Below are 24,235 nucleotides of genomic sequence, written 5' to 3'. Positions count from 1 at the left end.
GCATGAGCAAGCACACCCTGTCGGTGCTCGTCGAGGACAAGCCCGGCGTGCTGACGCGCGTCGCCGCGCTCTTCTCGCGGCGCGGCTTCAACATCAACTCGCTCGCGGTCGGACCGACCGAGCTGCCCGAGATCTCCCGCATCACGGTCGTCGTCGAGGTCGAGGGCTCGGCCCTCGAGCAGGTGACCAAGCAGCTGAACAAGCTCATCGAGGTGCTCAAGGTCGTCGAGCTCGACCCGCACGCCTCGGTGCAGCGCGAGATCCTCCTCGTCAAGGTGCGCGCCGACCCGGCGACGCGCAGCCAGGTCATCGACACGATCCAGCTCTTCAAGGCCAAGGTCGTCGACGTGACGACCGACGCGATCGTCATCGAGGCGACCGGCACCACCGACAAGCTGCGGGCGCTGCTCGACGTCCTCGAGCCGTTCGGCATCAAGGAGCTCGTCCAGTCAGGCATGGTCGCCGTCGGGCGCGGATCGCGCTCGATCACCGACCGCAGCCTCCGCAGCGCCTGACCATCCCCCCAAGACCCACTGCACACCGCAACCGAAGGAGAAGGCCACCATGGCCGAGATGTTCTACGACGACGACGCCGACCTGTCGATCATCCAGGGCAAGAAGGTCGCCGTCATCGGCTACGGCAGCCAGGGCCACGCCCACGCGCTCAACCTGCGCGACTCCGGGGTCGACGTGCGCGTCGGCCTCGCCGAGGGCAGCAAGAGCCGCGCCAAGGCCGAGGCCGAGGGGCTCGCGGTGTCGAGCGTCGCCGACGCGGTCAAGGAGGCCGACCTCGTCGTCATCCTGACGCCCGACCAGGTGCAGCGGACCGTCTACGCGAACGACATCAAGCCGAACCTCAAGGACGGTGCCGCCCTCCTCTTCGGCCACGGCTTCAACATCCGCTTCGGCTACATCCAGCCCGAGTCCGACGCGGACGTCCTCATGGTCGCCCCGAAGGGCCCGGGGCACATCGTGCGCCGCGAGTTCGTCGACGGCCGTGGGGTGCCCGTCCTGCTGGCCGTCGAGCAGGATGCCTCGGGCACGGCCTGGGACCTCGCCAAGGCCTACGGCAAGGCGATCGGCGGACTGCGTGCCGGCGGCATCAAGACGACGTTCACGGAGGAGACGGAGACCGACCTCTTCGGCGAGCAGGCCGTGCTCTGCGGTGGCGCGAGCCAGCTCGTCATGTACGGCTTCGAGACGCTCGTCGAGGCGGGCTACCAGCCCGAGGTCGCCTACTTCGAGTGCCTGCACGAGCTCAAGCTCATCGTCGACCTCATGATCGAGGGCGGCATCGCCAAGCAGCGCTGGTCGGTCTCCGACACGGCGGAGTACGGCGACTACGTCTCCGGTCCGCGCGTCATCGACCCGCACGTCAAGGAGAACATGAAGGCGGTGCTCGGCGACATCCAGAACGGTGCCTTCGCCAAGCGCTTCATCGACGACCAGGACGCCGGCGCGCCGGAGTTCACGGCCCTGCGTGAGAAGGGTGCCCAGCACCCGATCGAGGGCACCGGCCGCGAGCTGCGCAAGCTGATGGCCTGGGTCAAGCAGACCGACTCCGACTACGTCGAGGGCAGCGCGGCTCGCTGAGCCCGTTCCCGACCACGTCGTGGCGGCCGGTGTCCCGATCGGGGCACCGGCCGCCCGCGCGTCCGGATCGGCCCGGCCCCGGCGCGGCACCGCCCCGCCCCGGCGCGGCGGTGCCCCTAGACTCGCCGACGGCGCCCGAGGCTCCCTCCGCGAGCCACGCCAGCAGGCGCCGACCGCCCTCGCCAGGAGGAGACCCGCCCGTGCGCAAGCCCGTCGTCGTCATCGCCGAGGAGCTCTCCCCGGCAACGCTCGAGGCGCTGGGACCCGACTTCGAGGTCCGCACGGTCGACGGCGTGGACCGTGCGGCGCTGCTGCCCGCGCTCGCGGACGCGGACGCGCTGCTCGTCCGCTCCGCCACACAGGTCGACGCCGAGGCGCTCGCCGCCGCACCCCGGCTGCGGGTCGTCGCCCGCGCGGGTGTCGGTCTCGACAACGTGGACGTGGAGGCAGCCACGCGGGCCGGCGTCATGGTGGTCAACGCGCCGACGTCCAACATCACGTCGGCGGCGGAGCTCGCGATCGGGCTGATCCTCGCCAGCGCCCGCAACATCGCCGCCGCGAACCAGTCGCTCAAGGCGGGTGAGTGGCGGCGCGGCGCCTACGCGGGCGTCGAGCTGCTCGACAAGACCCTGGGGGTCGTCGGTCTCGGTCGCATCGGCGCCCTCGTCGCCGAGCGCCTGCGGGCCTTCGGCATGACGGTCATCGCGTACGACCCGTATGCGGCTCCGGCCCGGGCGGGCCAGCTCGGTGCCCGGCTCGTCGGCCTCGACGAGCTGCTCGAGCGCTCCGACTTCATCACGGTGCACCTGCCGCGCACCCCGGAGACCGTCGGTCTCATCGGCGAGGAGGCGCTGGCGCGGGTCAAGCCGACGGTGCGCATCGTCAACGCGGCGCGCGGCGGCATCGTCGACGAGGACGCGCTCGAGCGCGCCATCGCCGAGGGCCGTGTGGCGGGGGCGGGCCTCGACGTCTTCGCGACGGAGCCGACGACCCGCTCGCCGCTCTTCGCGCACGAGTCGGTCGTCGTCACCCCGCACCTCGGGGCCTCGACGCAGGAGGCGCAGGAGAAGGCCGGCCTCGCGGTGGCACGCTCGGTGCGGCTCGCGCTGGGTGGCGAGCTCGTGCCGGATGCCGTCAACGTCAGCACCGGGGCCATCGCCGAGGAGGCCCGACCCGGCATCCCGCTCGTCGAGAAGCTCGGCCGCGTGTTCACGGCGCTCGCGGGCGCCGTGCCGGCCCAGCTCGACGTCGACGTCCGCGGTGAGGTCACGGCCCACGACCTCGACGTGTGGAAGCTCGTCGCGCTCAAGGGCCTGTTCACCGACGTCGTCGAGGACCCCGTCACCTACGTCAACGCCCCGGCGCTCGCCGAGCAGCGCGGCTGCGTCGTGCGACTCGTCACCGACCCCGACGGCGGCGACTTCCGCAGCGTCATCACGCTGCGCGGCACCCTCGCCGACGGCGCGGTCGTCTCGGTCTCCGGCACGCTCACCGGGCCCAAGGGCGTCGAGAAGCTCGTGGGGGTCTCGGGCTACGACCTCGAGGTGCCGCTCTCGGAGCACATGCTCGTCTTCGAGTACTCCGACCGGCCCGGCGTCATCGGCGGCGTCGGGCGGTTGCTCGGCGACGCCGACATCAACATCGGCGGCATGCAGGTCTCGCGGCAGCGCGACCGCGCCATCGGGGTCATCAACGTCGACAGCGCGGTGCCGGCGGCCCTCGCCGCCCGGCTGGCGCAGGTCGTGGAGGCCCGCACGTTCTCGGTGGTCGACCTGCGCGACTGAGCAGCACGCATCCGGCGGTGTGGCTCAGGGGGTCGCGCGGGCCTTCTCGTCGCGCTCGTCGCCCTTCTTGTCGCGCTCGCTGCTCTCGTCGTCCTCGTCGTCGTCGTCGTCCTTGTCCTCGTCCTTGTCGTCGTCGTCCGGGTCCGGCTCGAGTCGGGCGAGCTCGGGCAGCAGCTCGTGCCGCTTGCTGAACGTGTCGACGATGGCGAGGGCGACCGCGGCGACCGGGATGCCGATGAGCGCCCCGATGGGCCCGAAGAGCGCGGCGCCGGCGATGACCGACCCGAGGGCGACGGCCGGGTGCACGTCCATGGTGCGACGGCTGATCCGCGGCGTGAAGACGTAGTTCTCGATCTGCTGGTAGACGGTCGCGAAGACGGCGATCCACAGCGCGCTGAGGGGCCGCTCGAGCACGGCGAAGAGCGCGGGCAGCGCCACGCCGATGTAGGTGCCGATCGTCGGGATGAACTGGCCGACGATGCCGGCGAAGATGCCGAGCGGCAGCCAGAAGGGCACGTCGATGAACCAGAAGAACGCGACGTGGAAGACGGCGGAGAGGGAGGCGAGCACGAGCTTGGAGACGACGTAGCCGCCGGTCTTCTCGACGGAGATGGTCCACACCGTCACGAAGACGCGCTGGTAGCGCTGGGGCAGCCACGAGCCGATCGTCTGGCGCAGCCGCGGGCTGTCGGCCGAGAAGTAGTAGGCGAAGACGAGGATCGTCAGGCTGTCGAAGAGGAAGGTGATGACCGACCCGAAGATCCCGATGATGCCGCCGCCGTACTTCCCGGCGAGCTCGCCGAGCTTGTCGGGCGTCAGGCTCAGCGCCTGCTGGATCTGGGAGATGTCGAAGGTCGTGCCGAGGCTCGAGTTGACCCAGTCGATGGCGGAGGTGACGGCTCCCGGCAGCTGCGAGCCGAGCTGGGAGAGCTGCGAGACGAAGACCTGCCCGAAGAGCTCGGCCAGCCCGGCGAACACGAGCAGCATCGCGAGCATGGTCAGGCCGGTGGCGAGCCCGCGCTTGACGCCGTGGTTCACGAGCCAGAGCACGACGGGCTCCATGGCGATGGAGAGCAGCCAGGACAGCAGCAGGAGGAAGAAGAAGCTGCCCATCGCGTCGAAGGCCCAGGACGCGATCGACAGGAGCACGATCGCCGAGACGACGATGAGGGTGACCCGACGTGCGTTGGCCGGCGTGATGGCGATCCACCGGGCCTGGTCGCCGAAGGGCACCCCCGGCACCTCGTGCTGCGCGTGGCGTTCGCGGATGGCCTGCTGCTGGGCGGTGGCGACGCCGGGGGAGTGCTCCGCCGGGTCGCTTCGATGGTCGGCGCTCACCCGTCGAGCGTACGGGGCGCGCGTCGGGCAGTGGGGGACGCCGGACGGCCCGGTGGTCGGGGACCAGCGACAGCCACATGTCGGACATCTCGTCTCACTCCGTGGAAACCCCCTTTACCCAGCAGTAGGCGGGCGTACCGTGAAACGCATGACGCGGCAGGTCGTACTCATTCCTCGCCGCGGCGAGTCCAGGTAGTCAGCGACCTCGCCGCGGAGATCCCGCGCACCCGCTGACCCGGTTCGCCCACCAGGGCTCGAGCCGCCTGAGACCACCATCCGCACGACCGAGAGACGTGATCACCATGAGCGAAGACGCCAAGGCCGCCCGTCAGGCACTGCAGGAGTCCATGGACCTGCGTGACCAGGGACACACCGAGGACTGACGCATCGTCCGCCACGAAGGCCCCCACCCGTCCGGGTGGGGGCCTTCGTCGTCCGCGTTCAGGAAATGAGACACGGATCCCACATCACAAGACGGGTCCTAGGCTGAAACGCATGGCACAGACTGACGTCAAGGACGCGTACTCCATCGCCGTGATCGGTGGTGACGGCATCGGTCCCGAGGTGGTCGCCGAAGGCCTCAAGGTGCTGGGTGCCGTGTCCGGCCAAGGCGGCCCGTCGTTCTCGACGACCGACTACGACCTCGGCGCGCGGCGGTGGCACGAGACCGGCGAGACGCTCCCCGAGTCCGTGCTCGACGAGCTGCGCGGCCACGACGCGATCCTGCTCGGCGCCATCGGCGACCCGAGCGTGCCGAGCGGGGTGCTCGAGCGCGGTGTGCTCCTCCCGCTGCGCTTCGCGCTGGACCACTACGTCAACCTGCGCCCGGCCAAGCTCTTCCCGGGCGTCGCGAGCCCGCTCGACGTGGCCCGCGTGGCGCCGGACGGCATCGACTTCGTCGTCGTCCGCGAGGGCACCGAAGGCCCGTACACCGGCAACGGCGGCGCCCTCCGGGTCGGCACGCCCCACGAGATCGCGACCGAGGTCAGCGTCAACACGCGCTTCGGCGTCGAGCGCGTCGTCCGCGACGCCTTCGCCCGCGCCCAGTCCCGCCCGCGTCGGCACCTGACCCTCGTGCACAAGCACAACGTGCTGACGTATGCCGGCCACCTCTGGCGCCGCACCGTCGAGGAGGTCGGGGCCGAGTTCCCCGACGTCGAGACGGCCTACCAGCACGTCGACGCCGCGACGATCTTCCTCGCCACCGACCCCGGGCGGTTCGACGTCATCGTCACCGACAACCTCTTCGGCGACATCGTCACCGACATCGCGGCCGCCATCGCCGGCGGCATCGGGCTCGCGGCCTCGGGCAACATCAACCCCGCGCGCACGACGCCGAGCATGTTCGAGCCGGTGCACGGCTCGGCTCCCGACATCGCCGGCCAGGGCAAGGCCGACCCGACCGCCGCGATCCTCTCGGTGGGCATGCTGCTCGCGCACCTCGGGCTCGACGCCGAGGCGGCCCGTGTGGACGCCGCGGTGGCGGCCGACCTGGCCGCCCGCGGTGACGCGGCCCGCAGCACGACGGCCGTCGGCGACGCCGTCGCCGCCCGGCTCTGACCCGCGTCGCACCCGCCGCCCTCGACGCCTCCGACGCCCGACGTCGTCGTCTCACGATGTGGGCGATAGCCTGACGTCGGATCACCGTTGACTGCTCCTGGAGGTTTTGTCATGACCCAGCTGTCCTTCGAGGTCACGCGCCGCGACGACGCCACGCCGCCCGAGCGGATCGCCGAGATCCTCGAGAACCCCGGCTTCGGCAAGACCTTCACCGACCACATGGTCGTGGCCACGTGGAACGCCGACGGCGGCTGGGGCGATGCCCGGGTCAAGCCCTACGGTCCGTTCCAGCTCGACCCCGCGGCGGCGGTGCTGCACTACGCCCAGGAGATCTTCGAGGGCATGAAGGCCTACCGTCACGCCGACGGCTCGATCTGGACCTTCCGCCCCGAGGCCAACGCGGCCCGCTTCGCGCGCTCCGCGCGTCGTCTGGCGCTCCCGGTGCTGCCCGAGGACGACTTCATCGAGTCGCTGCGCCAGCTCGTGGCCGTCGACCAGGCGTGGGTCCCCGCGGGAGACGCGGGGGAGAAGAGCCTCTACCTGCGCCCGTTCATGTTCGCGTCCGAGGCCTTCCTCGGGGTGCGCCCGGCCCAGCAGGTCACCTACTCCGTCATCGCCTCCCCGGCCGGCGCCTACTTCTCCGGTGGCCTCAAGCCGGTGACGCTCTGGATCTCCACCGACTACGCGCGGGCGGGCGAGGGCGGCACCGGTGCCGCGAAGTGCGGTGGCAACTACGCGAGCTCGCTCGCCGGCCAGCTCGAGGGCATCGAGCACGGCTGCGACCAGGCCGTCTTCCTCGACTCCTCGACGCACACGTACATCGAGGAGCTCGGGGGCATGAACCTCTTCCTCGTGACGAGGGACGGGCGCATCATCACGCCCGAGCTCACCGGCACGATCCTCGAGGGCGTGACCCGCAGCTCCATCCTCGAGATCGCCAAGGACCTCGGGCTCGAGCCCGAGGAGCGGCGCATCCCCATCGAGGAGTGGAAGTCGGGCGCGGCGAGCGGCGACATCGTCGAGATCTTCGCCTGCGGCACGGCGGCCGTCGTCACGCCCGTGGGCGAGCTGCGCTGGGAGGGTGGCTCGGTCGACCACCGCCGCGAGGGTCACGAGGATCGCTACGCCGAGGCGATCCGCAACGCGCTCCTCGACATCCAGTACGGCCGCGCCGAGGACACCCGGGGCTGGCTGACCCGCCTCGCCTGATCGCGAGCGAGCCCGACGCCCTCGGGCGGGAACCGTCCCGCCCGAGCCCGTCCTGACGCCGCCGTGTCCGAATGGTCTGGAGTGCCTCCTTCGGGCCCCGACCGTCCGGGTCCGCACCCGGACGGCGCGCTCCGGCATGCCCGGAACCCGTTGCCCGAAGCTCTGTTCGGGCGTCAGGCCCAGCGCTAGCATCGGTCCAACTTCATACCGAAGATGGGAGTGCAGGGCATGGCTCACGCAACTGATCTCTCCGACGACGAACGCCGCCTCGCGGAGCTCGGCTACAAGCAGGAGCTCGACCGCTCGTGGTCGGGATTCTCCAACTTCGCGATCTCGTTCTCGATCATCTCGATCCTGGCGGGATGCTTCACGACCTTCGGCCAGGGCTTCAACAACGGTGGGCCGATCGCCATCTCGTGGGGCTGGCCGATCGTGGCGGCCTTCATCCTCGTCATCGGGCTGACGATGTCGGAGCTCGTGTCCGCCTACCCCACCTCGGGCGGCATCTACTGGTGGGCGAACAAGATGGGCGGCGCGCGCGCCGGCTTCTTCACCGGTTGGCTCAACCTCATCGGCCTCGTCGCCGTCACGGCCTCGGTCGCCTACGGCTGCGCCACCTTCATCGACCTCGCCCTCAGCACGTGGTCGTCGGGCTACGCCGAGGGCTACTCGCTGACCCGTGTCTTCTGGATCTTCCTCGTCGTGCTCGTCGCGGCCGCCGTGCTCAACATCTTCAGCGGCCACCTCATGGCCGTCATGAACAACGTCTCGGTGTGGTGGCACGTCGTGGGCGCCGCGGCGATCATCCTCATCCTCCTCATCGTGCCCGACAACCACCAGAGCTTCTCCTACGTCTTCACCGAGCGGTTCAACAACTCGGGCTACAGCGACGGCTCGACGAGCTCGCCGACGTACTGGCTGCTCATCGTCCCGTTCGGCCTGCTGCTGACGCAGTACACCATCACCGGGTTCGACGCCTCGGCCCACCTCTCCGAGGAGACCTCGGCGGCGTCCAAGGCTGCCGCACAAGGGATCTGGCGCTCGATCTTCTACTCCGCCATCGGCGGTTGGATCCTGCTGCTGTGCTTCCTCTTCGCCGTGCCCGACGGCCCCGACGGCAAGCCCGACAACGCGGGCGTCGGGGCGAACGGCGTCGCGTACATCTTCACGCACGCGATGGACTCGAAGTGGGCCGCCATCATCCTCACCATCTCGTGCATCGGCCAGTTCTTCTGCACGACCTCGTGCATGACGAGCGCGTCGCGCATGACCTTCGCGTTCAGCCGCGACGGCGCCGTGCCGGGGTCGCGGTGGTGGTCGACGCTGACGGCCGCGCGGGTGCCCGCCAACGCCGTGCTCCTCGTCGCCGTGGTCTCGGCGATCATCACGCTGCCGGCCCTCGTCGAGGTCAACATCGGCACGGAGGCCGAGCCGCTCATCGTCCCGACCGCGTTCTACGCCGTCGTCTCGGTGGCCGTCATCGGGCTCTACCTCGCCTTCCTCATCCCGATCTGGCTGCGCTGGAAGATGGGTGACGCGTTCGTCCCCGGCTCGTGGACGCTCGGTGCGAAGTACCGCTGGATGAACCTCGTGGCCGTCATCGAGATCGCCGTCATCTCGATCTACTTCATCCTGCCCTTCGTGCCCGGCGGCATCCCGTTCACCGACGGCTTCGAGTGGAAGTTCGTCAACTACGCCCCCGTCCTCACCCTCGGTTCGCTGCTCGTGCTCGCGGTGTGGTGGAAGCTGTCGGCCCGGCACTGGTTCAAGGGCCCCAGGAGCAACATCGACCCCGAGGTCGTCGACGCGTTCAGCGAGTGACCGAGGAGCAGCGGGCCCGGCCGGCCCACGCTCCCGGGCCGGCCGACCAGCTCGCCACCGCCCTCGCTCGGCTGTGCCCCGGTGCACGGCCGAGCGAGGTGACGGAGCTGCCCGGGGGACTGACCAACCACAACTTCCGCGTGAGGGCGCCCGGTCTCGACGTCGTCGTGCGCGTCTCCTCGCCGAGCAGCGCCCTGCTCGCCGTCGACCACGAGCACGAGTGGCTCAACTCCATCGCCGCGGCCCAGGCGGGCGTCGGCGCGCCCGTCGTCGACTACGTCCCGGGCGCCGGCATCCTCGTCGTCGAGTTCCTGCCCGGCCGCACGTATGCCGCAGCCGACGTCGGCGCGAACCTGCACCGGATCGCGGCGTCCTTGCGGCGCCTCCACGCCGGCCCGGCTTTCGCGTCGCGCTTCGACATGTTCGACATCCAGCGAACGTATGCCGCCATCGTGCGGGAGCGCGGCCTCGCCGTGCCCGAGGGCTACCGGGACCTCGAGGAGCCGGCGCGGCGCGTCGAGCGCGCCCTGCGCGTGCACCCCGACCCGCTCGTCCCGTGCCACAACGACCTGCTCGCCGCGAACTTCCTCGACGACGGCGGCGACGTGCGGATCATCGACTACGAGTACTCCGGCACGAACGAGAGCGCCTTCGAGCTCGGCAACCTCGTGTGCGAGTCGCAGCTCGGCCTCGACCACCTCGTCGAGCTCGTCGAGGCCTACCACGGGCGGGTCAGCGACCGGCTGCTCGCCCGGGCGCAGCTGTGGGGGCTCGCGGGACAGTACGCGTGGACGCTGTGGGGAGCCATCCAGCACGGGGTCTCCGACGTCGAGGCGGACTTCTGGGCGTTCACGACCGAGCGGTTCGAGCCCGCCGCGTCGCTCCTGACGAGCGCGCGGCTCGACGCGCTCGTCGACGCTGCCGCCGGCGACGACCCGGGGGAGGCGGGATGAGCGAGATCCCGTCCCGCGCAGAGATCGTCGTCATCGGCGGGGGTGTCATCGGCGCCAGCGTCGCCTACCACCTCGCCCACCTCGGCCGCACCGACGTGCTCCTCGTGGAGCAGGGCAGCCTCTCGTGCGGCACGACGTGGCACGCGGCCGGACTCGTCGGCCAGCTGCGTGCCAGCGAGGCGGGCACGCGTCTCGTGCAGTACTCGACCGACCTCTACTCGCGCCTCGAGGCCGAGACGGGGCTGGGCACCGGCTACCGGGTCTGTGGAGGGCTCACCGTGGCGCGCACCCCGGAGCGCATGGTCGCGCTGCGGCGCACGGTGGCCAACGCGGCGGCATACGACCTCGAGTGCGAGCTGCTGACCCCCGAGCAGGCCCACGAGCGCTACCCGCTGATCCGCACCGACGACCTCGTCGGCGCCATCTGGCTGCCGGGCGACGGCCGGGCGAACCCCACCGACCTGACGCAGGCCCTCGCGAAGGGTGCCCGGCGACTCGGCGTCCGCATCGCCGAACGGGTCCGGGTCACAGGCGTGCTCACCCGTGGAGGCCGGGCGGCGGGGGTGCGCACCGACCACGGCGACGTCGAGGCCGACGTCGTCGTCAACTGCGCCGGCCAGTGGGCCCGCGCCGTCGGCGCGATGGCGGGCGTCAACGTGCCGCTGCACTCGGCCGAGCACTTCTACGTCGTGACCGAGCCGATCGAGGGCGTGCACCGCGACCTACCGGTCCTGCGCGACCCCGACGGCTGGACCTACGTCAAGGAGGAGGTCGGCGGGCTGCTCGTCGGGGGCTTCGAGCCGGAGGCCAAGCCGTGGGTGTCGCCGGACCGCATCCCGCACCCCTTCGAGTTCCAGCTGCTCGACGAGGACTGGGAACACTTCGAGGTGCTCATGGAGAGCGCGATCCACCGGCTACCGGTGCTGGCCGAGACGGGGATCCGCAAGTTCTACAACGGCCCCGAGAGCTTCACGCCCGACAACCAGTTCATCGTCGGCGAGGCGCCCGAGCTGCCGGGCTTCTTCGTCGGGGCCGGCTTCAACTCCGTCGGCATCGCGAGCGCCGGGGGCGCGGGGCGCGCCCTGGCCGAGTGGGTCGTCGAGGGGCACCCGACGCTCGACCTCGCGAGCGCCGACATCCGCCGGTTCTCGCCGCTCGCCGACGACGACGCCTGGCTGCGCGAGCGCGTCGTCGAGGTGCTCGGGCTGCACTACGCCGTGCCGTGGCCCAACCGTGAGCCCGAGACCGGCCGGGGGCAGCGCCGGTCACCCCTCGAGTCGCGCCTCGTCGAGCAGGGAGCGGTGCTCGGCACCCGCAACCACTGGGAGCGCGCCAACGTCTTCGCGCCGCCGGGCCGGCCTCGCCGGGTCGACTACGCGTGGGACCGACCGGCCTGGGTCGACTGGTGCGCCGACGAGCAGCGGGCGACGCGTGGCGCCGTCGCGGTCTTCGACCAGACATCGTTCTCGAAGTACCTCGTGACCGGCCAGGGCGCCGAGCAGGCCCTGCAGTGGTTGTGCACGAACGACGTCGCGGTGCCCGTCGGGCGCACCGTCTACACCGGCCTGCTCGACGAACGCGGTTGCTACCAGGCCGACGTCACGGTCACCCGCCTCGCGGCCGACGAGTTCCTCGTCGTGAGCAGCGCGGCGACGACGGTGCGCGACCTCGACTGGATGCGCCGGCACGCACCCCGCGGCGGCGCGGCCGAGATCGTCGACGTCACGAGCAGGTATGCCGTCCTCGGCGTCATGGGACCCCGCTCGGCCGACGTGCTGGGCGCCCTTTGCGATGACACCTTCGACGACACGACCTTTCCCTTCGGCACGAGCCGCGACGTGCGCCTCGGCGGCGTCGTCGTGCGGGCGACGCGCATCACCTACGTGGGCGAGCTGGGCTGGGAGCTCTACGTGCCCACCGAGCTCGCCTCGCGCGTCTACGACGACCTCTTCCGGGTCGGCGCCGACCTCGGCATCCGTCCCGCGGGCTACTACGCCATCGAGGCGCTGCGGCTCGAGAAGGGCTACCGCGCGTTCGGCCGCGAGCTGACGGCCGACGTCGACCCGGTGGCGGCGGGCCTGCTCTTCGCGTGCAAGCTCGCGACCAACGTCGACTTCCTCGGCCGGGCGGCGGTCGAGGCGTCCCGCGACGTCGTGCCGGCCCGTCGGGTCGTCTCCCTCGTCGTGCAGGACCCGGCCGTCACGGTGTGGGGCGGTGAGCTGGTCCTGCGCGACGGGCGTCCGGTGGGCCAGGTGACGAGCGCCGCGTGGGGGGCGACCGTCGGGTCCGCCGTCGGGCTCGCCCTCGTCGGTGACCGCGCGGCCGGCGGGGCACCGCGCGACTGGGTGCGCTCCGGCGCGTGGGAGGTCGACGTCGCGGGGGAGCGGTCGGTGCTGGCGGTGGGCCTGCGCCCCCCGGTCGACCCGGACGGGCTGCGGCTGCGCCGCCCGCGCGCCGACACGCACTAATGGTTCTAAGTCGCACCATTGACGAGGGGACGGTGACGGTATTGGATCGACGCGTGAGTGCAGTCGAGCGAGCGCCGTCCCTGCCGGACGTCGTGCTGCGACCCGCACCGGGCAACGTCTTCGAGGGCACGGTCGAGCAGCTCGCGACGGCCATCCGGCTCGGCGTCTTCGCCCGGGGGGAGCAGCTGCCTCCCGAGCGCGAGCTCGCCGAGCGGCTCGGCGTCAGCCGCAACACGTTGCGCGAGGCCATCGCGGCGCTGCGCGACTCGGGCCTCGTCACGACCCGGCGCGGTCGCGGCGGCGGGACGTGGGTCACCGACGCGACCGAGCTGCCACCCCGGTCCACCGGGGCCTTCGTGCGCAGCGGGGCGGCGATGCGCGACGCGCTGACCTTCCGCCGGGTCGTCGAGCCCGGGGCGGCGTGGCTGGCCGCCACGCAGGCCCTGGCCGGCGACCAGCGGGCGTGGCTGACCGACAGCCTCGCCGAGGTCGACGACGCCGTGGACGCCGCGGCGCACCGGGTGGCCGACTCCCGCCTGCACCTCGCCGTCGCCACGCTGTCGGGCTCCCCGATGCTCATCGACGCCGTCACCCGGTCGCAGTCGGCCCTGCACGACATGCTGATGGCCATCCCCGTGCTGCGACCCAACATCGAGCACTCGAACGCCCAGCACCACCAGATCGTCGGGGCCATCCTCGGCGGGAACGCGGAACGGGCCCGAGCGGTCATGGAGGAGCACTGCGACGCGACCTCCGCACTGCTGCGCGGACTCATCGGCTAGCACGCGACGGACGACAGGAAGGCACGCCATGGCGACCAGACCCACACTGACGCTCGACCGGCTCCGCGAGGAGGTCGACTCGGGCGAGATCGACACCGTGATCGTCGCGTTCACCGACATGCAGGGACGGCTCCAGGGCAAGCGGCTGCACGGCCACTACTTCCTCGACCACGTGCTCGACGACGGCACCGAGGGGTGCAACTACCTCCTGGCCGTCGACGTCGACATGAACACCGTCGACGGCTACGCGATCAGCTCGTGGGAGCGCGGCTACGGCGACATGTTCTTCGAGCTCGACCTCGACACCCTGCGCCGCACGCCGGGCACCCCGCACTCCGCGACGATCCAGTGCGACCTCAGCTGGCTCGACGGGAGCGGGCCCGTGCTGCAGTCACCCCGCACGATCCTCAAGAAGCAGCTGGAGCGGGCCGCCGCCCTCGGCACGGAGGCGCACTGCGGCACCGAGCTCGAGTTCATCGTCTTCCAGGAGTCGTACGAGCAGGCCTGGGACGCCGGTTACACCGGTCTGACCCCGGCCAACCGCTACAACGTCGACTACTCCATCCTCGGCGGCGACCGTGTCGAGCCGCTGCTGCGCGACATCCGCAACGAGATGTATGCCGCCGGCGCCGTCGTCGAGAGCGCGAAGGGCGAGTGCAACTACGGCCAGCACGAGATCGGCTTCCTCTTCGACACCGCCGTGCGCACCTGTGACAACCACGTGGTCTACCGCAACGCGGCCAAGGAGATCGCCTCGCACCACGGCCAGTCGCTCACCTTCATGGCCAAGTTCGACGAGCGCGAGGGCAGCTCGTGCCACATCCACCTCTCGCTCCGCGGGCTCGACGGCGAGGCGGTCTTCGCCGACGACGACGGCGAGCACGGCCACAGCGAGATGTTCGAGCACTTCCTCGCGGGCATCCTCGCGACGCAGCGCGAGCTGACGTACTTCTACGCGCCGAACATCAACTCGTACAAGCGCTTCGCCTCTGCGAGCTTCGCGCCCACCGCCGTGGCGTGGGGCCGCGACAACCGCACGTGCGCGCTGCGGGTCGTCGGCCACGGCCCGGCCCTGCGGGTCGAGAACCGGGTCGGCGGCGGCGACCTCAACCCCTACCTCGCCGTCGCGGCCATGCTCGCCGGGGGGCTGCACGGCATCGAGGAGGAGCTGCCGCTCGAGCCGGCGCTCGAGGGGAACGCCTACACCTCGGACAAGCCGCACGTGCCCTCGACCCTGCAGGAGGCGCGCGACCTGCTCGCCGCCTCGGCGGTCGCGCGCGCCGCCTTCGGCGACGAGGTCGTCGACCACTACGTCAACGCCGCCGACGTCGAGATCAAGGCCTTCAACGCGGCCGTCACCGACTGGGAGCGCAGGAGAGGATTCGAGCGACTGTGACCACGACGGACACCCAGAACCACGACGTCGTCAACCCGGCGACCGAGGAGGTCGTGCGCACGGTCGGGCTGGCCTCGCTCGAGCAGGCTGACGCCGCCGTCGCGCGGGCGGTCGCAGCCGGCCCGGCGTGGCGCGCCGTGGCCCCCGCCGACCGCGCCCTGCTGCTGCGCCGCTTCTCCGACCTCGTCGGCGACCACCAGGAGGAGCTGGCCCAGCTCGAGGTGCTCAACGCCGGCCACACGATCGGCAACGCCCGCTGGGAGGCGGGCAACGTGCGCGACGTGCTCGCCTACTACTCGGGAGCCCCGGAGCGCAACGCCGGTCGGCAGATCCCGGTGGCCGGCGGCATCGACGTCACCTTCCGTGAGCCCCTCGGGGTCGTCGGCATCATCGTCCCCTGGAACTTCCCCATGCCGATCGCCGGGTGGGGCTTCGCGCCGGCCCTCGCCGCGGGCAACACCGTCGTGCTCAAGCCCGCCGAGCTGACCCCGCTGACGGCCATGCGGCTCGGCGAGCTCGCGCTCGAGGCCGGCCTGCCCGAGGGCGTCTTCACCGTCGTGCCCGGCAAGGGCTCGGTCGTCGGGGAGCGGTTCGTGACCCACCCCGACGTGCGCAAGGTGTGCTTCACGGGCTCGACGGCCGTCGGCCAGCGGATCATGCGGGGCGCGGCCGACCAGGTGAAGCGGGTCACCCTCGAGCTCGGGGGCAAGAGCGCCAACATCGTGTTCGCCGACTCCGACCTCGAGCTGGCAGCGGCGCGGGCCCCGTACGGCGTCTTCGACAACGCGGGGCAGGACTGCTGCGCGCGCAGCCGGATCCTCGTGCAGCGCAGCGTCTTCGACAGGTTCATGGAGCACTTCGAGACCGCGGTGCGCGGTGTCGTCGTCACCGACCCCCGGGACGAGGCGGCCGAGATGGGCCCCCTCATCAGCGCGCAGCAGCGCGAGACGGTCCGGTCCTACGTCGACGCGGCCCCCGAGCCCGTCGACGTCGCCTTCCGGGGCGAGGCGCCGGGCGGGCCCGGCTACTGGTACCCCGCCACGGTGGTCCTGCCGCGGTCGACGAGCGACCGGGTGTGGCAGGAGGAGGTCTTCGGGCCGGTCGTCGCCGTCATGCCCTTCGACGACGAGGCCGACGCGGTCGCGAAGGCCAACGACACGGCATACGGGCTCTCGGGGTCGATCTGGACCCGCGACATCGGGCGTGGGCTGCGGGTGGCGCGTGCCGTCGAGGCCGGCAACCTCTCGGTCAACTCGCACAGCAGCGTGCGCTACTCCACCCCCTTCGGCGGCTTCAAGCAGAGCGGGATCGGGCGCGAGCTCGGCCCCGACGCGCTGGAGGCGTTCACCGAGGTCAAGAACGTGTTCATCTCCACCGACTGACGTCGCACGGGCGACACACCACGAGAAACCTCTGGGCTGAAAGGAATCCACATGGCAGGCAGGCTCGACGGCAAGGTCGCGGTCATCACGGGCGGGTGCTCCGGCATCGGTCTGGCGACCGCGCGGCGCTTCGCCGAGGAAGGCGCGAAGGTCGTCATCGGCGACCTCGACGAGACCAACGGTCCCCGGGTGGCCGAGGAGGTGGGTGGCACCTTCGTGCGCGTCGACGTCGTGAGCAAGGAGGACGTCGACGCGCTCTTCCGCACGGCGAAGGAGACCTACGGCTCGGTCGACATCGCCTTCAACAACGCCGGCATCAGCCCGCCGGAGGACGACTCGATCCTCGACACCGACCTCGAGGCGTGGCGCAAGGTGCAGGAGGTCAACCTCACCTCGGTCTACCTCTGCTGCAAGGCAGCCCTGCCGTACATGCTCGAGCAGGGCAAGGGCTCGATCATCAACACCGCCTCGTTCGTGGCCGTCATGGGCGCCGCCACGTCGCAGATCTCCTACAGCGCGAGCAAGGGTGGCGTGCTGTCGATGTCGCGGGAGCTGGGCGTGCAGTTCGCCCGGCAGGGCGTGCGGGTCAACGCGCTGTGCCCGGGCCCCGTCAACACGCCGCTGCTCCAGGAGCTGTTCGCCAAGGACGAGGAGCGCGCGGCGCGACGCCTCGTCCACGTGCCGATGGGCCGCTTCGGCGAGCCGGAGGAGATGGCGAACGCCGTGCTCTTCCTCGCCTCCGACGAGTCCAGCTTCATGACGGCGTCGACGTTCCTCGTCGACGGCGGCATCTCGGGCGCCTACGTCACGCCGCTGTGAGCCTCCGCCCCGTCATCGGCATCACGGCCTACGTGGAGCGGGCCTCGTGGGGCCGCTGGGTCGACGTGCCGGGCGCCCTCGTGCCGCACCGCTACGTGCAGCACGTCGAGGACGCCGGGGGCATCGCGGTCGTCATCCCACCCCGCCCGGACGGTGACCACGCCACCGCCCGAGCCCTGCTCGACCGCCTCGACGGCGTCATCCTCGCGGGCGGGGTGGACGTCGCGCCCGAGCTCTACGCGGACGAGCGCCACGCCACGGTGCAGGACTCGCGCCCCGACCGCGACACGACCGAGATCGCGCTGGCCCGGGCGAGCTCGGAGGTCGACCTGCCGGTGCTCGGGATCTGCCGGGGCATGCAGGTGATGGCGGTGGCCGCCGGGGGGCTGCTCGAGCAGCACGTGCCGGACCGGGTGGGCCACGACGAGCACTCGCCCGCACCCGCCACGTACGGCCGGCACCCGGTGCGGGTCGTCGCGGGCACGCGCCTGCACGCCGTCATCGGCGGCGTGGCGGACGTGCCGAGCTACCACCACCAGTCGGTGCTCACGCACCCCGGCTACGAGGCGTCCGCCTGGGCCGACGACGGCACGCTCGAGGCGATGGAGGACCCCGTCGCCACCTTCCGGCTCGCCGTCCAGTGGCACCCGGAGGTCGGCACCGACCCACGCCTCTTCCGGGCCCTCGTCGAGGCGGCCGCCGAGCGGGCGTCTCGCCCCTCGGGACCGTAGTCCACGATCCGGACCGCGTGTTCCGTGCTCGTCACGGCCGCCCTACGGTGAGCGGGTGATGACGCGGACCGTGCCCACCGGCACCCTCATTATCGACTAGCGCGACGAGCAACCCTCGTCGCGCAGACCTCCCAACCCTTGGGGGGTCTTTTTGTTTCCCCGACCACCCCTGCGGGAGACGCCGCGCCAGGCCACCACCCCGGCCACGCGCACCGAGAAGAGACCGGCCGCCACCCACACCGCTGGCCGACCACCGCTCCGGTGGTCGGCAAGGCCCCCGAGACCGAGGACAATGAAGGCCATGGAAGCGCTCCACGTCTACGACACCACCCTGCGCGACGGCGCCCAGCAGGAGGGCCTCAACCTGTCGGTGTCGGACAAGCTCGCCATCGCCGCGCTGCTCGACGACCTCGGCGTCGACTTCATCGAGGGCGGCTGGCCGGGGGCGAACCCCAAGGACACCGAGTTCTTCGACCGGGCCCGCAGCGAGCTGTCGCTGCGCCGCGCGACGCTGGCCGCCTTCGGCGCCACCCGCCGGGCCGGCGGGGACGCCGCCACCGACCCGCTCGTGCAGGCGCTCGTGGACTCCGAGGCCTCGGTGGTCTGCCTCGTCGCCAAGTCGCACACCGGCCACGTCGAGCGCGCGCTGCGCACGACCCTCGAGGAGAACCTCGAGATGGTGCGCGACACCGTGAGCCACCTCGTCGGTCGCGGCCGACGGGTCTTCCTCGACTGCGAGCACTTCTTCGACGGCTGGCACCTCGACCGCGACTACGCGCTCTCGGTCGTGCGCACCGCGCACGAGGCCGGGGCCGAGGTCGTCGTGCTCTGCGACACGAACGGCGGCATGCTGCCCCACCAGGTCGAGGAGGTCGTCGCCGACGTCATCGCCACCACGGGAGCCCGGGTGGGGGCGCACTGCCACAACGACACCGGCTGCGCGGCCGCCAACTCGGTGGCCGCGGTGCGGGCAGGCGCGACCCACGTGCAGGGCACGGTCAACGGCTACGGCGAGCGCACCGGCAACGCCGACCTGCTCACGGTCGCGGCCAACCTGCAGTTCAAGCTCGGTCTCGACGCCATGGAGCCCGGCTCGTTCTCGCGCGCCATGCACGTCGCGCACGCCATCAGCGAGGTGACGAACGTGCCGGCCTACAGCCGCCAGCCCTACGTCGGGGCGAGCGCGTTCGCGCACAAGGCCGGCCTGCACGCCAGCGCCCTCAAGGTCGACCCCGACCTCTACCAGCACATGGACCCGGCCCTCGTCGGCAACGGCATGCGCACGCTCGTCTCCGACATGGCGGGACGGGCGAGCATCGAGCTCAAGGCGCGCGAGGCCGGCCTCGACCTGTCCGACAGGCCCGACGTCGTGGCCGCGGTGCTCGCCGAGGTCAAGGACCTCGAGCTGCGCGGCTGGACCTTCGACGCGGCGGACGCCACCGTCGAGCTCATGCTCCGGGAGGCGCTCGAGCCCGGCTGCACCGACTACTTCGAGGTCGAGTCGTGGCGGGTCATCACCGACTCGAGCGGTTCCGGCGACGCGACCTCCGAGGCCACCGTCAAGCTGCGGGCCGACGGGTCGCGGCTCATCGCGACGGGCGAGGGCAACGGCCCGGTCAACGCCCTCGACCACGCCCTGCGCGAGGCCCTGACGCGCGCCTACCCCGAGATCGAGAAGATCGAGCTCATCGACTTCAAGGTGCGCATCCTCGACGCGTCGCACGGCACGGATGCCGTCACCCGCGTGCTCATCGAGACCTCGGACGGCGAGACGTCCTGGGACACGATCGGGGTGGCCGGCTCGATCCTCGCGGCGTCGTGGCGGGCGCTCACCGACGGCATCGTGCACGGCCTGCTGCGTCAGGGAGTGCCGAGGCGCTGAGCGAGGCCCGGCAGCCACGCGGCCACGGACGTGCGGAAGACCTCCGCGCCGAGCCCGGGCGCACCCCGGGGCACGGCCCCGAGCAGACCCTCGGGCAGGGCGGCGAGGTGGTCGCGGTTGGAGGACTCGACGACGTCGGGCGCCTGCGGCGGCGCCGGCCAGGAGCCGATGACGATGCCGAGCTGTCGGATCCCCCTGCGCGACAACGCCTCTCGCGTCAGCATCGTGTGGTTGAGCGTGCCGAGCCCACTGCGCACGACGAGCACGACCCCGCAGTCGGGCAGGGCGGACGCCAGGTCGGCGAGGGTCTCGCCCTCGTCGGTCAGCTCCACGAGGAGGCCGCCGGCGCCCTCGACGACCACGACGTCGTGCGCCGCCAGGAGCGCGGCCACGGCCTGCCCGTGGTGGGCCAGGGTGGGGAGCCGGGCACCCTCGAGGGCGGCGGCGGGCCGAGGCGCCATCGGTGCGAGGAGGCGGACGCCCTCGGCCGTGCGGCAGCCGGTCAGGGCCGTCACGAGCGCCATGTCGCCCGGCTCGCCAGGGCCCACCCCGGTCTGCGTCGGCTTGTAGGCCGCCACGCTCCGGCCGGAGCCGACCAGGGTGGCGGCCACGGCCGCCGACACGACGGTCTTGCCGACGTCGGTGTCGGTGCCCGTGACGACGACGACGCGGGGGAGCAGCGCCTCAGGCACGGTCGTCGCCGGGTGACAGGTTCTCGAGCGGCGTCGCCGGCACCGGGGTGGTCACGCCTTCGACGGCCGCCGCCGACGGGAGGCCACGGGCCGGCGAGGGAGCGTCCCCGGTCCGTGGCCCCTCGTCGGCGGCGTCGTCGACGGCCTCGACCGCCCGGAGCCCGGCCCCGAGTCGGTCCGCCGCGGCAAGCCGCGCCACGAGGCGCGACGCCTCGAGCACGTCCGCGTCGGAGAGGTCGGCCCGCGCGGTGATCCGCAGGCGGGGCACGCCGTCCGGAACGCTCGGGGGTCGGAAGCAGCCGACGAGGACCCCGCGGCGGCGCAGCTCCAGCGCGACGTCGACGGCGGCCGCCGAGTCGGCCATCGGCAGCGACTGCACGGCTCCGGCGGCCGGTTCGACGCCGCACGTGCTCGAGATCGTGCGGGCGTGGGCGCGCACCCGCCCGGCGAGCGAGGTGTCGGCGCGGACGATGTCGGCGGACGCCGCCGCAGCGGCGGCCGCGGCGGGGGCCAGGCCGGTGTCGAAGATGAAGCTGCGGGCAGTGTTGACGAGGTGGCTGCGCACGGCCGTGGGGGCGAGCACGGCGCCGCCCTGCGAGCCGAGCGCCTTGGAGAGCGTGACGGTGACGACGACGTCGGGCGCGCCGGCGAGGCCCACCTCGTGGACGAGACCGCACCCCGCCCCGGCCACCCCGACCCCGTGCGCCTCGTCGACGACGAGGAGCGCGTCGTGGCGGCGGCAGGCGCGCACGAGGTCGCGCAGCGGTGCGCGGTCGCCGAGCACCGAGTAGATCGACTCGACGGCGACGACGACGCGGCTCCCCTCGCGGGCGGCGAGCTGGCGGTCGAGGTCGTCGACGTCGTTGTGCGCGAAGGTGGCGTAGGGCCCCCGGGACAGCCTGGCGCCGTCGTGGAGCGAGGCGTGCGCGTGCGCGTCGAGGAGGATCTCGGCCCCGCGGCCGCTGAGCGCGGTGAGCGCACCGAGGTTGGCGGCATACCCCGTCGAGAACGCCAGCGCGCTGGGCTGGCCGGTGAGCCGGCACAGGGCTGCCTCCAGGTCGCGGTGCACGGGCAGGGTGCCGGTGACGAGGCGGCTGGCGGTGGCCCCGGCGCCGTAGCGGTCGAGCGCGGCGTGCGCGGCTCCGACGACGCGCTCGTCGCGCGACAGGCCGAGGTAGTCGTTGGAGGCGAGGTCGAGCGGCTCGCGAAGTCGCGACCGGGGGTGGTCCAGACGCAGGACGGCGTCGAAGCGCTCGGTGCCGCGCTCGGCCCGGAGCGCGGCCCGTTCGGCCAGCCAGTCGTCCCAGACGCCGCTCACGGGTGCACCTCTCCCACCGCGCCGACGAGGGCGTCCGCGACGAGGCGCACGTCGGCGTCGGAGGTGACGTAGGGCGGCATCGTGTAGACGAGGTCGCGGAAGGGGCGCACCCAGACCCCTCGCCGCAGCGCAGCCCGGGTCACGGCGGGCACGTCGACGGGCTCGTCGAGCTGGACGACACCGACCGCGCCGAGCACCCGCACGTCGACCACGCGGGGCAGGTGCGCCGCGGGGGCGAGATGGGTCGAGAGCAGCCGGCCGATGCGCGGCACGTCGTCCTTCCAGCCCGCCTCGACGAGGGTGAGGGAGGCGCCGGCGACCGCGCAGGCGAGCGGGTTCGCCATGAACGTGGGTCCGTGCAGCAGGGCGCGGAACTGCGAGCGGGTGATCGCCTCACCGACGTGCGACGTCGTGAGCACGGCCGCCAACGAGAGGTAGCCGCCCGTGAGCGCCTTGCCGACGCACAGGACGTCGGGGCGCACGTCGGCCCACTCGGACGCGAAGAGGCGACCGGTGCGACCGAAGCCGGTCGCGATCTCGTCGACGACGAGGAGCAACCCGTGCTCGTCGGCCACCTCTCGGAGCAGCCGCAGGCAGTCGGGGTGGTGGACGCGCATCCCGCCGGCCCCCTGGAGCACCGGCTCGACGACGATCGCGGCGAGCTCGTCGGTGTGTGCGCGAGCGAGTGCCCGCACCTGCTCCGCCCACTCCTCGACGGCGAGCTCGTCGGTGTCCCAGTGCTCCTCGCCGCTCTCGGCGACGACGAGCCGCGCCGACGGTGGGCGTGGTGCGAAGACCTGGGTCGCCAGCACGCCGGGGAACGCCGCATGCATCCCGTCGACGGGGTCGCAGACGCTCATGGCCGCGAAGGTGTCGCCGTGGTAGCCCCCGCGGACGGTGAGGAACCGCTGGCGACGCGGACGCTGCCGGGCTGCCTGGTACTGCAGGGCCAGCTTGAGCGCGACCTCGACCGACACCGAGCCGGAGTCGGCGTAGAAGACGTGCGCCATGGGGCCGGGCGCGATCGCGGTGAGCCGTTCGGCGAGGTCGACGGCCGGTGCGTGCGTCAGGCCGCCGAACATGACGTGGCTGAACCGGTCGAGCTGGTCCCGGGCGGCGTCGTCGAGCGCCGGGTGTCGGTAGCCGTGCACCGCGCACCACCAGCTCGCCATCGCGTCGACGGCCTCGAACCGCTCGCCGTCCGGCGCGGTCACGGTGAGCCGCACACCCTCGGCGCCCTCGACGGCATACGGCTCAGGACCGTCGAGCGGCGCGTACGGGTGCCACACGAGGCCACGGTCGCGCGAGGCGAGCGACGACCCGGCCGGCTCAGGCATTGGCGGGCACGTCCGTCCCCGCACCCCGCCGGCGCGTGGCCGGGGAGCCCGCCCGGGTGGGCGGGTGCGTGCCGGGGGAGTCGGGCCGATCGGCGCCGAGCACGACGAAGCCGTTGTCGCGGATGAGCTCGAGGTCGGCCTCGGCGGCCTGCCCCTCCGACGTCAGGTAGTCGCCGAGGAAGATCGAGTTGGCGACGTGGAGGGCCAGGCCCTGCAGCGAGCGGAGGTGCATCTCCCTGCCGCCGGCGATGCGGATCTCCTTGTCGGGGCACACGATCCGCGCCATGGCGAGGATGCGCAGGCATCGTCCGGGGGTGAGGTCCCACGTGCCCTCGAGGGGAGTGCCGTCGAAGGGCATGAGGAAGTTGACGGGGATCGAGTCCGAGTCGAGGTCGCGGAGCGCCACGAGCGCCTCGACGAGCTGCTCGTCGCTCTCGCCGAGCCCCGCGATGAGGCCCGAGCACGGCGACAGCCCGGCGTCCTTGGCCTTCTTCACCGTGGCGACGCGGTCGGCGTACGTGTGGGTCGTGACGATCGAGTCGTGGTGCGACTCGGCCGTGTTGAGATTGTGGTTGTAGGCGTCGACGCCCGCCTCGCGGAGGCGCTCGGCCTGGCCGTCCTTGAGCAGGCCGAGGCACGCGCAGACCTCGACGTCGGGGTGCTCGCCCTTGAGGGTGCCGACGAGGCCCGCGACCCGCTCGACGTCACGGTCGGTGGGCCCGCGACCGCTCGACACCATGCAGATCCGGGTGGCCCCGCCGCGCAGCCCTGCCGTCGCCTGCTCGAGCGCCTCGGCCGGCCCCAGCCAGGTGTAGCGCAGGATGTCGGCCTCCGAGCCGAGGCGCTGCGAGCAGTAGTGGCAGTCCTCCGGGCACAGCCCGCTCTTGAGGTTGACGAGGTAGTTGACCTTGACGGTGTCGCCGAAGTGCTTGCGCCGCAGTCTCGCTGCTGCCGCGACCAGGGAGAGCAGCTCGTCGTCGGGGGCGCGCAGGACGTCGAGGGCGTCCGCAGCGGTGGCCGGGGTGCCGGCGAGGACGGCGTCCACGAGGTCGTCGAAGCGGGGGGTCATGCGGGCTCCCTTGCACGGCGCGATGAACGGTGTTCAACTTGAACGGTGTTCAGTATGCCGAGTCGCTAGGCTCGGCTGTCAACGCAGGTCCGCGAGCGGCC

18 protein-coding genes and 1 pseudogene are annotated in these 24,235 nt (G+C 72.2%); 14 read left to right on the top strand and 5 right to left on the bottom strand.

What is annotated here, in order from left to right:
* The first annotated feature begins 2 nt into the window (after positions 1–2).
* The 3 genes from ilvN to serA all read left to right on the top strand — a co-directional run bounded on the left by ilvN (position 3) and on the right by serA (position 3,377).
* A complete protein-coding gene (ilvN, locus tag ABT295_RS06415; protein WP_352393566.1) occupies positions 3–515 on the top strand; it encodes an acetolactate synthase small subunit in 513 nt (170 codons plus the stop codon).
* Between the two features lie 49 nt (positions 516–564).
* Positions 565–1,593, top strand: a complete 1,029-nt coding sequence (ilvC, locus tag ABT295_RS06410; RefSeq protein WP_352393565.1) for a ketol-acid reductoisomerase — start codon at positions 565–567, stop codon at positions 1,591–1,593.
* 200 nt (positions 1,594–1,793) lie between these two features.
* A complete protein-coding gene (serA, locus tag ABT295_RS06405) occupies positions 1,794–3,377 on the top strand; it encodes a phosphoglycerate dehydrogenase (protein ID WP_352393564.1) in 1,584 nt (527 codons plus the stop codon).
* Between the two features lie 24 nt (positions 3,378–3,401).
* Here serA and ABT295_RS06400 read toward each other — a convergent pair whose 3' ends face one another.
* Positions 3,402–4,715, bottom strand: coding sequence for an AI-2E family transporter (locus ABT295_RS06400; protein ID WP_352393563.1), 1,314 nt, complete (start codon positions 4,713–4,715; stop codon positions 3,402–3,404).
* Positions 4,716–5,210: 495 nt separating this feature from the next.
* Here ABT295_RS06400 and ABT295_RS06395 point away from each other — a divergent pair, with 495 nt between their 5' ends.
* The 11 genes from ABT295_RS06395 to cimA all read left to right on the top strand — a co-directional run bounded on the left by ABT295_RS06395 (position 5,211) and on the right by cimA (position 19,718).
* A complete protein-coding gene (locus ABT295_RS06395) occupies positions 5,211–6,275 on the top strand; it encodes a 3-isopropylmalate dehydrogenase (RefSeq protein WP_352393562.1) in 1,065 nt (354 codons plus the stop codon).
* A 111-nt stretch (positions 6,276–6,386) separates the two neighbouring features.
* Positions 6,387–7,484 (top strand): branched-chain amino acid aminotransferase, encoded by a 1,098-nt coding sequence (locus ABT295_RS06390; protein ID WP_352393561.1) that lies wholly within the window; start codon positions 6,387–6,389, stop codon positions 7,482–7,484.
* 228 nt (positions 7,485–7,712) lie between these two features.
* Positions 7,713–9,305: an amino acid permease gene (locus ABT295_RS06385; protein WP_352393560.1), complete on the top strand. Its 1,593-nt coding sequence runs from the start codon at positions 7,713–7,715 to the stop codon at positions 9,303–9,305.
* Positions 9,302–10,258 carry a phosphotransferase gene (locus ABT295_RS06380; protein ID WP_352393559.1) on the top strand — a complete coding sequence of 319 codons (957 nt, stop codon included), beginning with the start codon at positions 9,302–9,304 and terminating at the stop codon, positions 10,256–10,258. Before ABT295_RS06385 ends, ABT295_RS06380 begins: the two co-directional genes overlap by 4 nt.
* Complete coding sequence (locus ABT295_RS06375; protein WP_352393558.1) at positions 10,255–12,726, top strand: GcvT family protein; 2,472 nt, start codon at positions 10,255–10,257, stop codon at positions 12,724–12,726. The genes ABT295_RS06380 and ABT295_RS06375 overlap by 4 nt, the downstream gene beginning before the upstream one ends.
* A gap of 53 nt (positions 12,727–12,779) precedes the next feature.
* Positions 12,780–13,508, top strand: coding sequence for a FadR/GntR family transcriptional regulator (locus ABT295_RS06370; protein WP_352393557.1), 729 nt, complete (start codon positions 12,780–12,782; stop codon positions 13,506–13,508).
* A gap of 28 nt (positions 13,509–13,536) precedes the next feature.
* On the top strand, positions 13,537–14,904 hold the full coding sequence (locus ABT295_RS06365) for a glutamine synthetase family protein (protein ID WP_352393556.1): 1,368 nt from the start codon (positions 13,537–13,539) through the stop codon (positions 14,902–14,904).
* Positions 14,901–16,286, top strand: a complete 1,386-nt coding sequence (locus tag ABT295_RS06360; RefSeq protein ID WP_352393555.1) for an aldehyde dehydrogenase family protein — start codon at positions 14,901–14,903, stop codon at positions 16,284–16,286. The genes ABT295_RS06365 and ABT295_RS06360 overlap by 4 nt, the downstream gene beginning before the upstream one ends.
* 51 nt (positions 16,287–16,337) lie before the next feature.
* Complete coding sequence (locus ABT295_RS06355) at positions 16,338–17,105, top strand: 3-oxoacyl-ACP reductase (RefSeq protein ID WP_352393554.1); 768 nt, start codon at positions 16,338–16,340, stop codon at positions 17,103–17,105.
* Positions 17,102–17,836 carry a gamma-glutamyl-gamma-aminobutyrate hydrolase family protein gene (locus ABT295_RS06350; RefSeq protein WP_352393553.1) on the top strand — a complete coding sequence of 245 codons (735 nt, stop codon included), beginning with the start codon at positions 17,102–17,104 and terminating at the stop codon, positions 17,834–17,836. The genes ABT295_RS06355 and ABT295_RS06350 overlap by 4 nt, the downstream gene beginning before the upstream one ends.
* A 301-nt stretch (positions 17,837–18,137) precedes the next feature.
* Complete coding sequence (gene cimA, locus ABT295_RS06345; protein ID WP_352393552.1) at positions 18,138–19,718, top strand: citramalate synthase; 1,581 nt, start codon at positions 18,138–18,140, stop codon at positions 19,716–19,718.
* On the opposite strand, the gene bioD is transcribed toward cimA, so the two are convergent.
* The 4 genes and pseudogenes from bioD to bioB form a co-directional block, all read right to left on the bottom strand.
* Entirely contained in the window at positions 19,697–20,410 is a 714-nt protein-coding gene (gene bioD / locus ABT295_RS06340; protein WP_352393551.1) for a dethiobiotin synthase, read from the bottom strand. The genes cimA and bioD overlap by 22 nt on opposite strands.
* Positions 20,403–21,728 (bottom strand): 8-amino-7-oxononanoate synthase, encoded by a 1,326-nt coding sequence (locus tag ABT295_RS06335; RefSeq protein ID WP_352393550.1) that lies wholly within the window; start codon positions 21,726–21,728, stop codon positions 20,403–20,405. The genes bioD and ABT295_RS06335 overlap by 8 nt, the downstream gene beginning before the upstream one ends.
* The gene (bioA, locus tag ABT295_RS06330) at positions 21,725–23,065 is read right to left on the bottom strand and encodes an adenosylmethionine--8-amino-7-oxononanoate transaminase (RefSeq protein ID WP_352393549.1); all 1,341 of its coding nucleotides are present in this window, start codon (positions 23,063–23,065) and stop codon (positions 21,725–21,727) included. The genes ABT295_RS06335 and bioA overlap by 4 nt, the downstream gene beginning before the upstream one ends.
* Positions 23,061–24,134: pseudogene (bioB, locus tag ABT295_RS06325) on the bottom strand (biotin synthase BioB); the annotation flags it as partial. The pseudogene bioB and the gene bioA, both read right to left, overlap by 5 nt.
* Positions 24,135–24,235 lie beyond the last annotated feature (101 nt).

This window comes from Terrabacter sp. NPDC000476 (assembly GCF_040300125.1).
GTDB lineage: Bacteria > Actinomycetota > Actinomycetes > Actinomycetales > Dermatophilaceae > Terrabacter.
Note: the sequence above shows the minus strand (reverse complement) of the source record. Positions and strands in the feature narration are given on the sequence as shown.

What these genes read in the sequence shown, in the direction of transcription:
- ilvC (WP_352393565.1), top strand. Translation starts at nt 565, where the DNA reads ATGGCCGAGATGTTCTACGACGACGACGCCGACCTGTCGATCATCCAG.
- ABT295_RS06355 (WP_352393554.1), top strand. Translation starts at nt 16,338, where the DNA reads ATGGCAGGCAGGCTCGACGGCAAGGTCGCGGTCATCACGGGCGGGTGC.
- ABT295_RS06365 (WP_352393556.1), top strand. Translation starts at nt 13,537, where the DNA reads ATGGCGACCAGACCCACACTGACGCTCGACCGGCTCCGCGAGGAGGTC.
- cimA (WP_352393552.1), top strand. Translation starts at nt 18,138, where the DNA reads ATGGAAGCGCTCCACGTCTACGACACCACCCTGCGCGACGGCGCCCAG.
- ABT295_RS06385 (WP_352393560.1), top strand. Translation starts at nt 7,713, where the DNA reads ATGGCTCACGCAACTGATCTCTCCGACGACGAACGCCGCCTCGCGGAG.
- ABT295_RS06395 (WP_352393562.1), top strand. Translation starts at nt 5,211, where the DNA reads ATGGCACAGACTGACGTCAAGGACGCGTACTCCATCGCCGTGATCGGT.
- bioA (WP_352393549.1), bottom strand. Translation starts at nt 23,065, where the DNA reads ATGCCTGAGCCGGCCGGGTCGTCGCTCGCCTCGCGCGACCGTGGCCTC.
- ilvN (WP_352393566.1), top strand. Translation starts at nt 3, where the DNA reads ATGAGCAAGCACACCCTGTCGGTGCTCGTCGAGGACAAGCCCGGCGTG.
- ABT295_RS06390 (WP_352393561.1), top strand. Translation starts at nt 6,387, where the DNA reads ATGACCCAGCTGTCCTTCGAGGTCACGCGCCGCGACGACGCCACGCCG.
- ABT295_RS06375 (WP_352393558.1), top strand. Translation starts at nt 10,255, where the DNA reads ATGAGCGAGATCCCGTCCCGCGCAGAGATCGTCGTCATCGGCGGGGGT.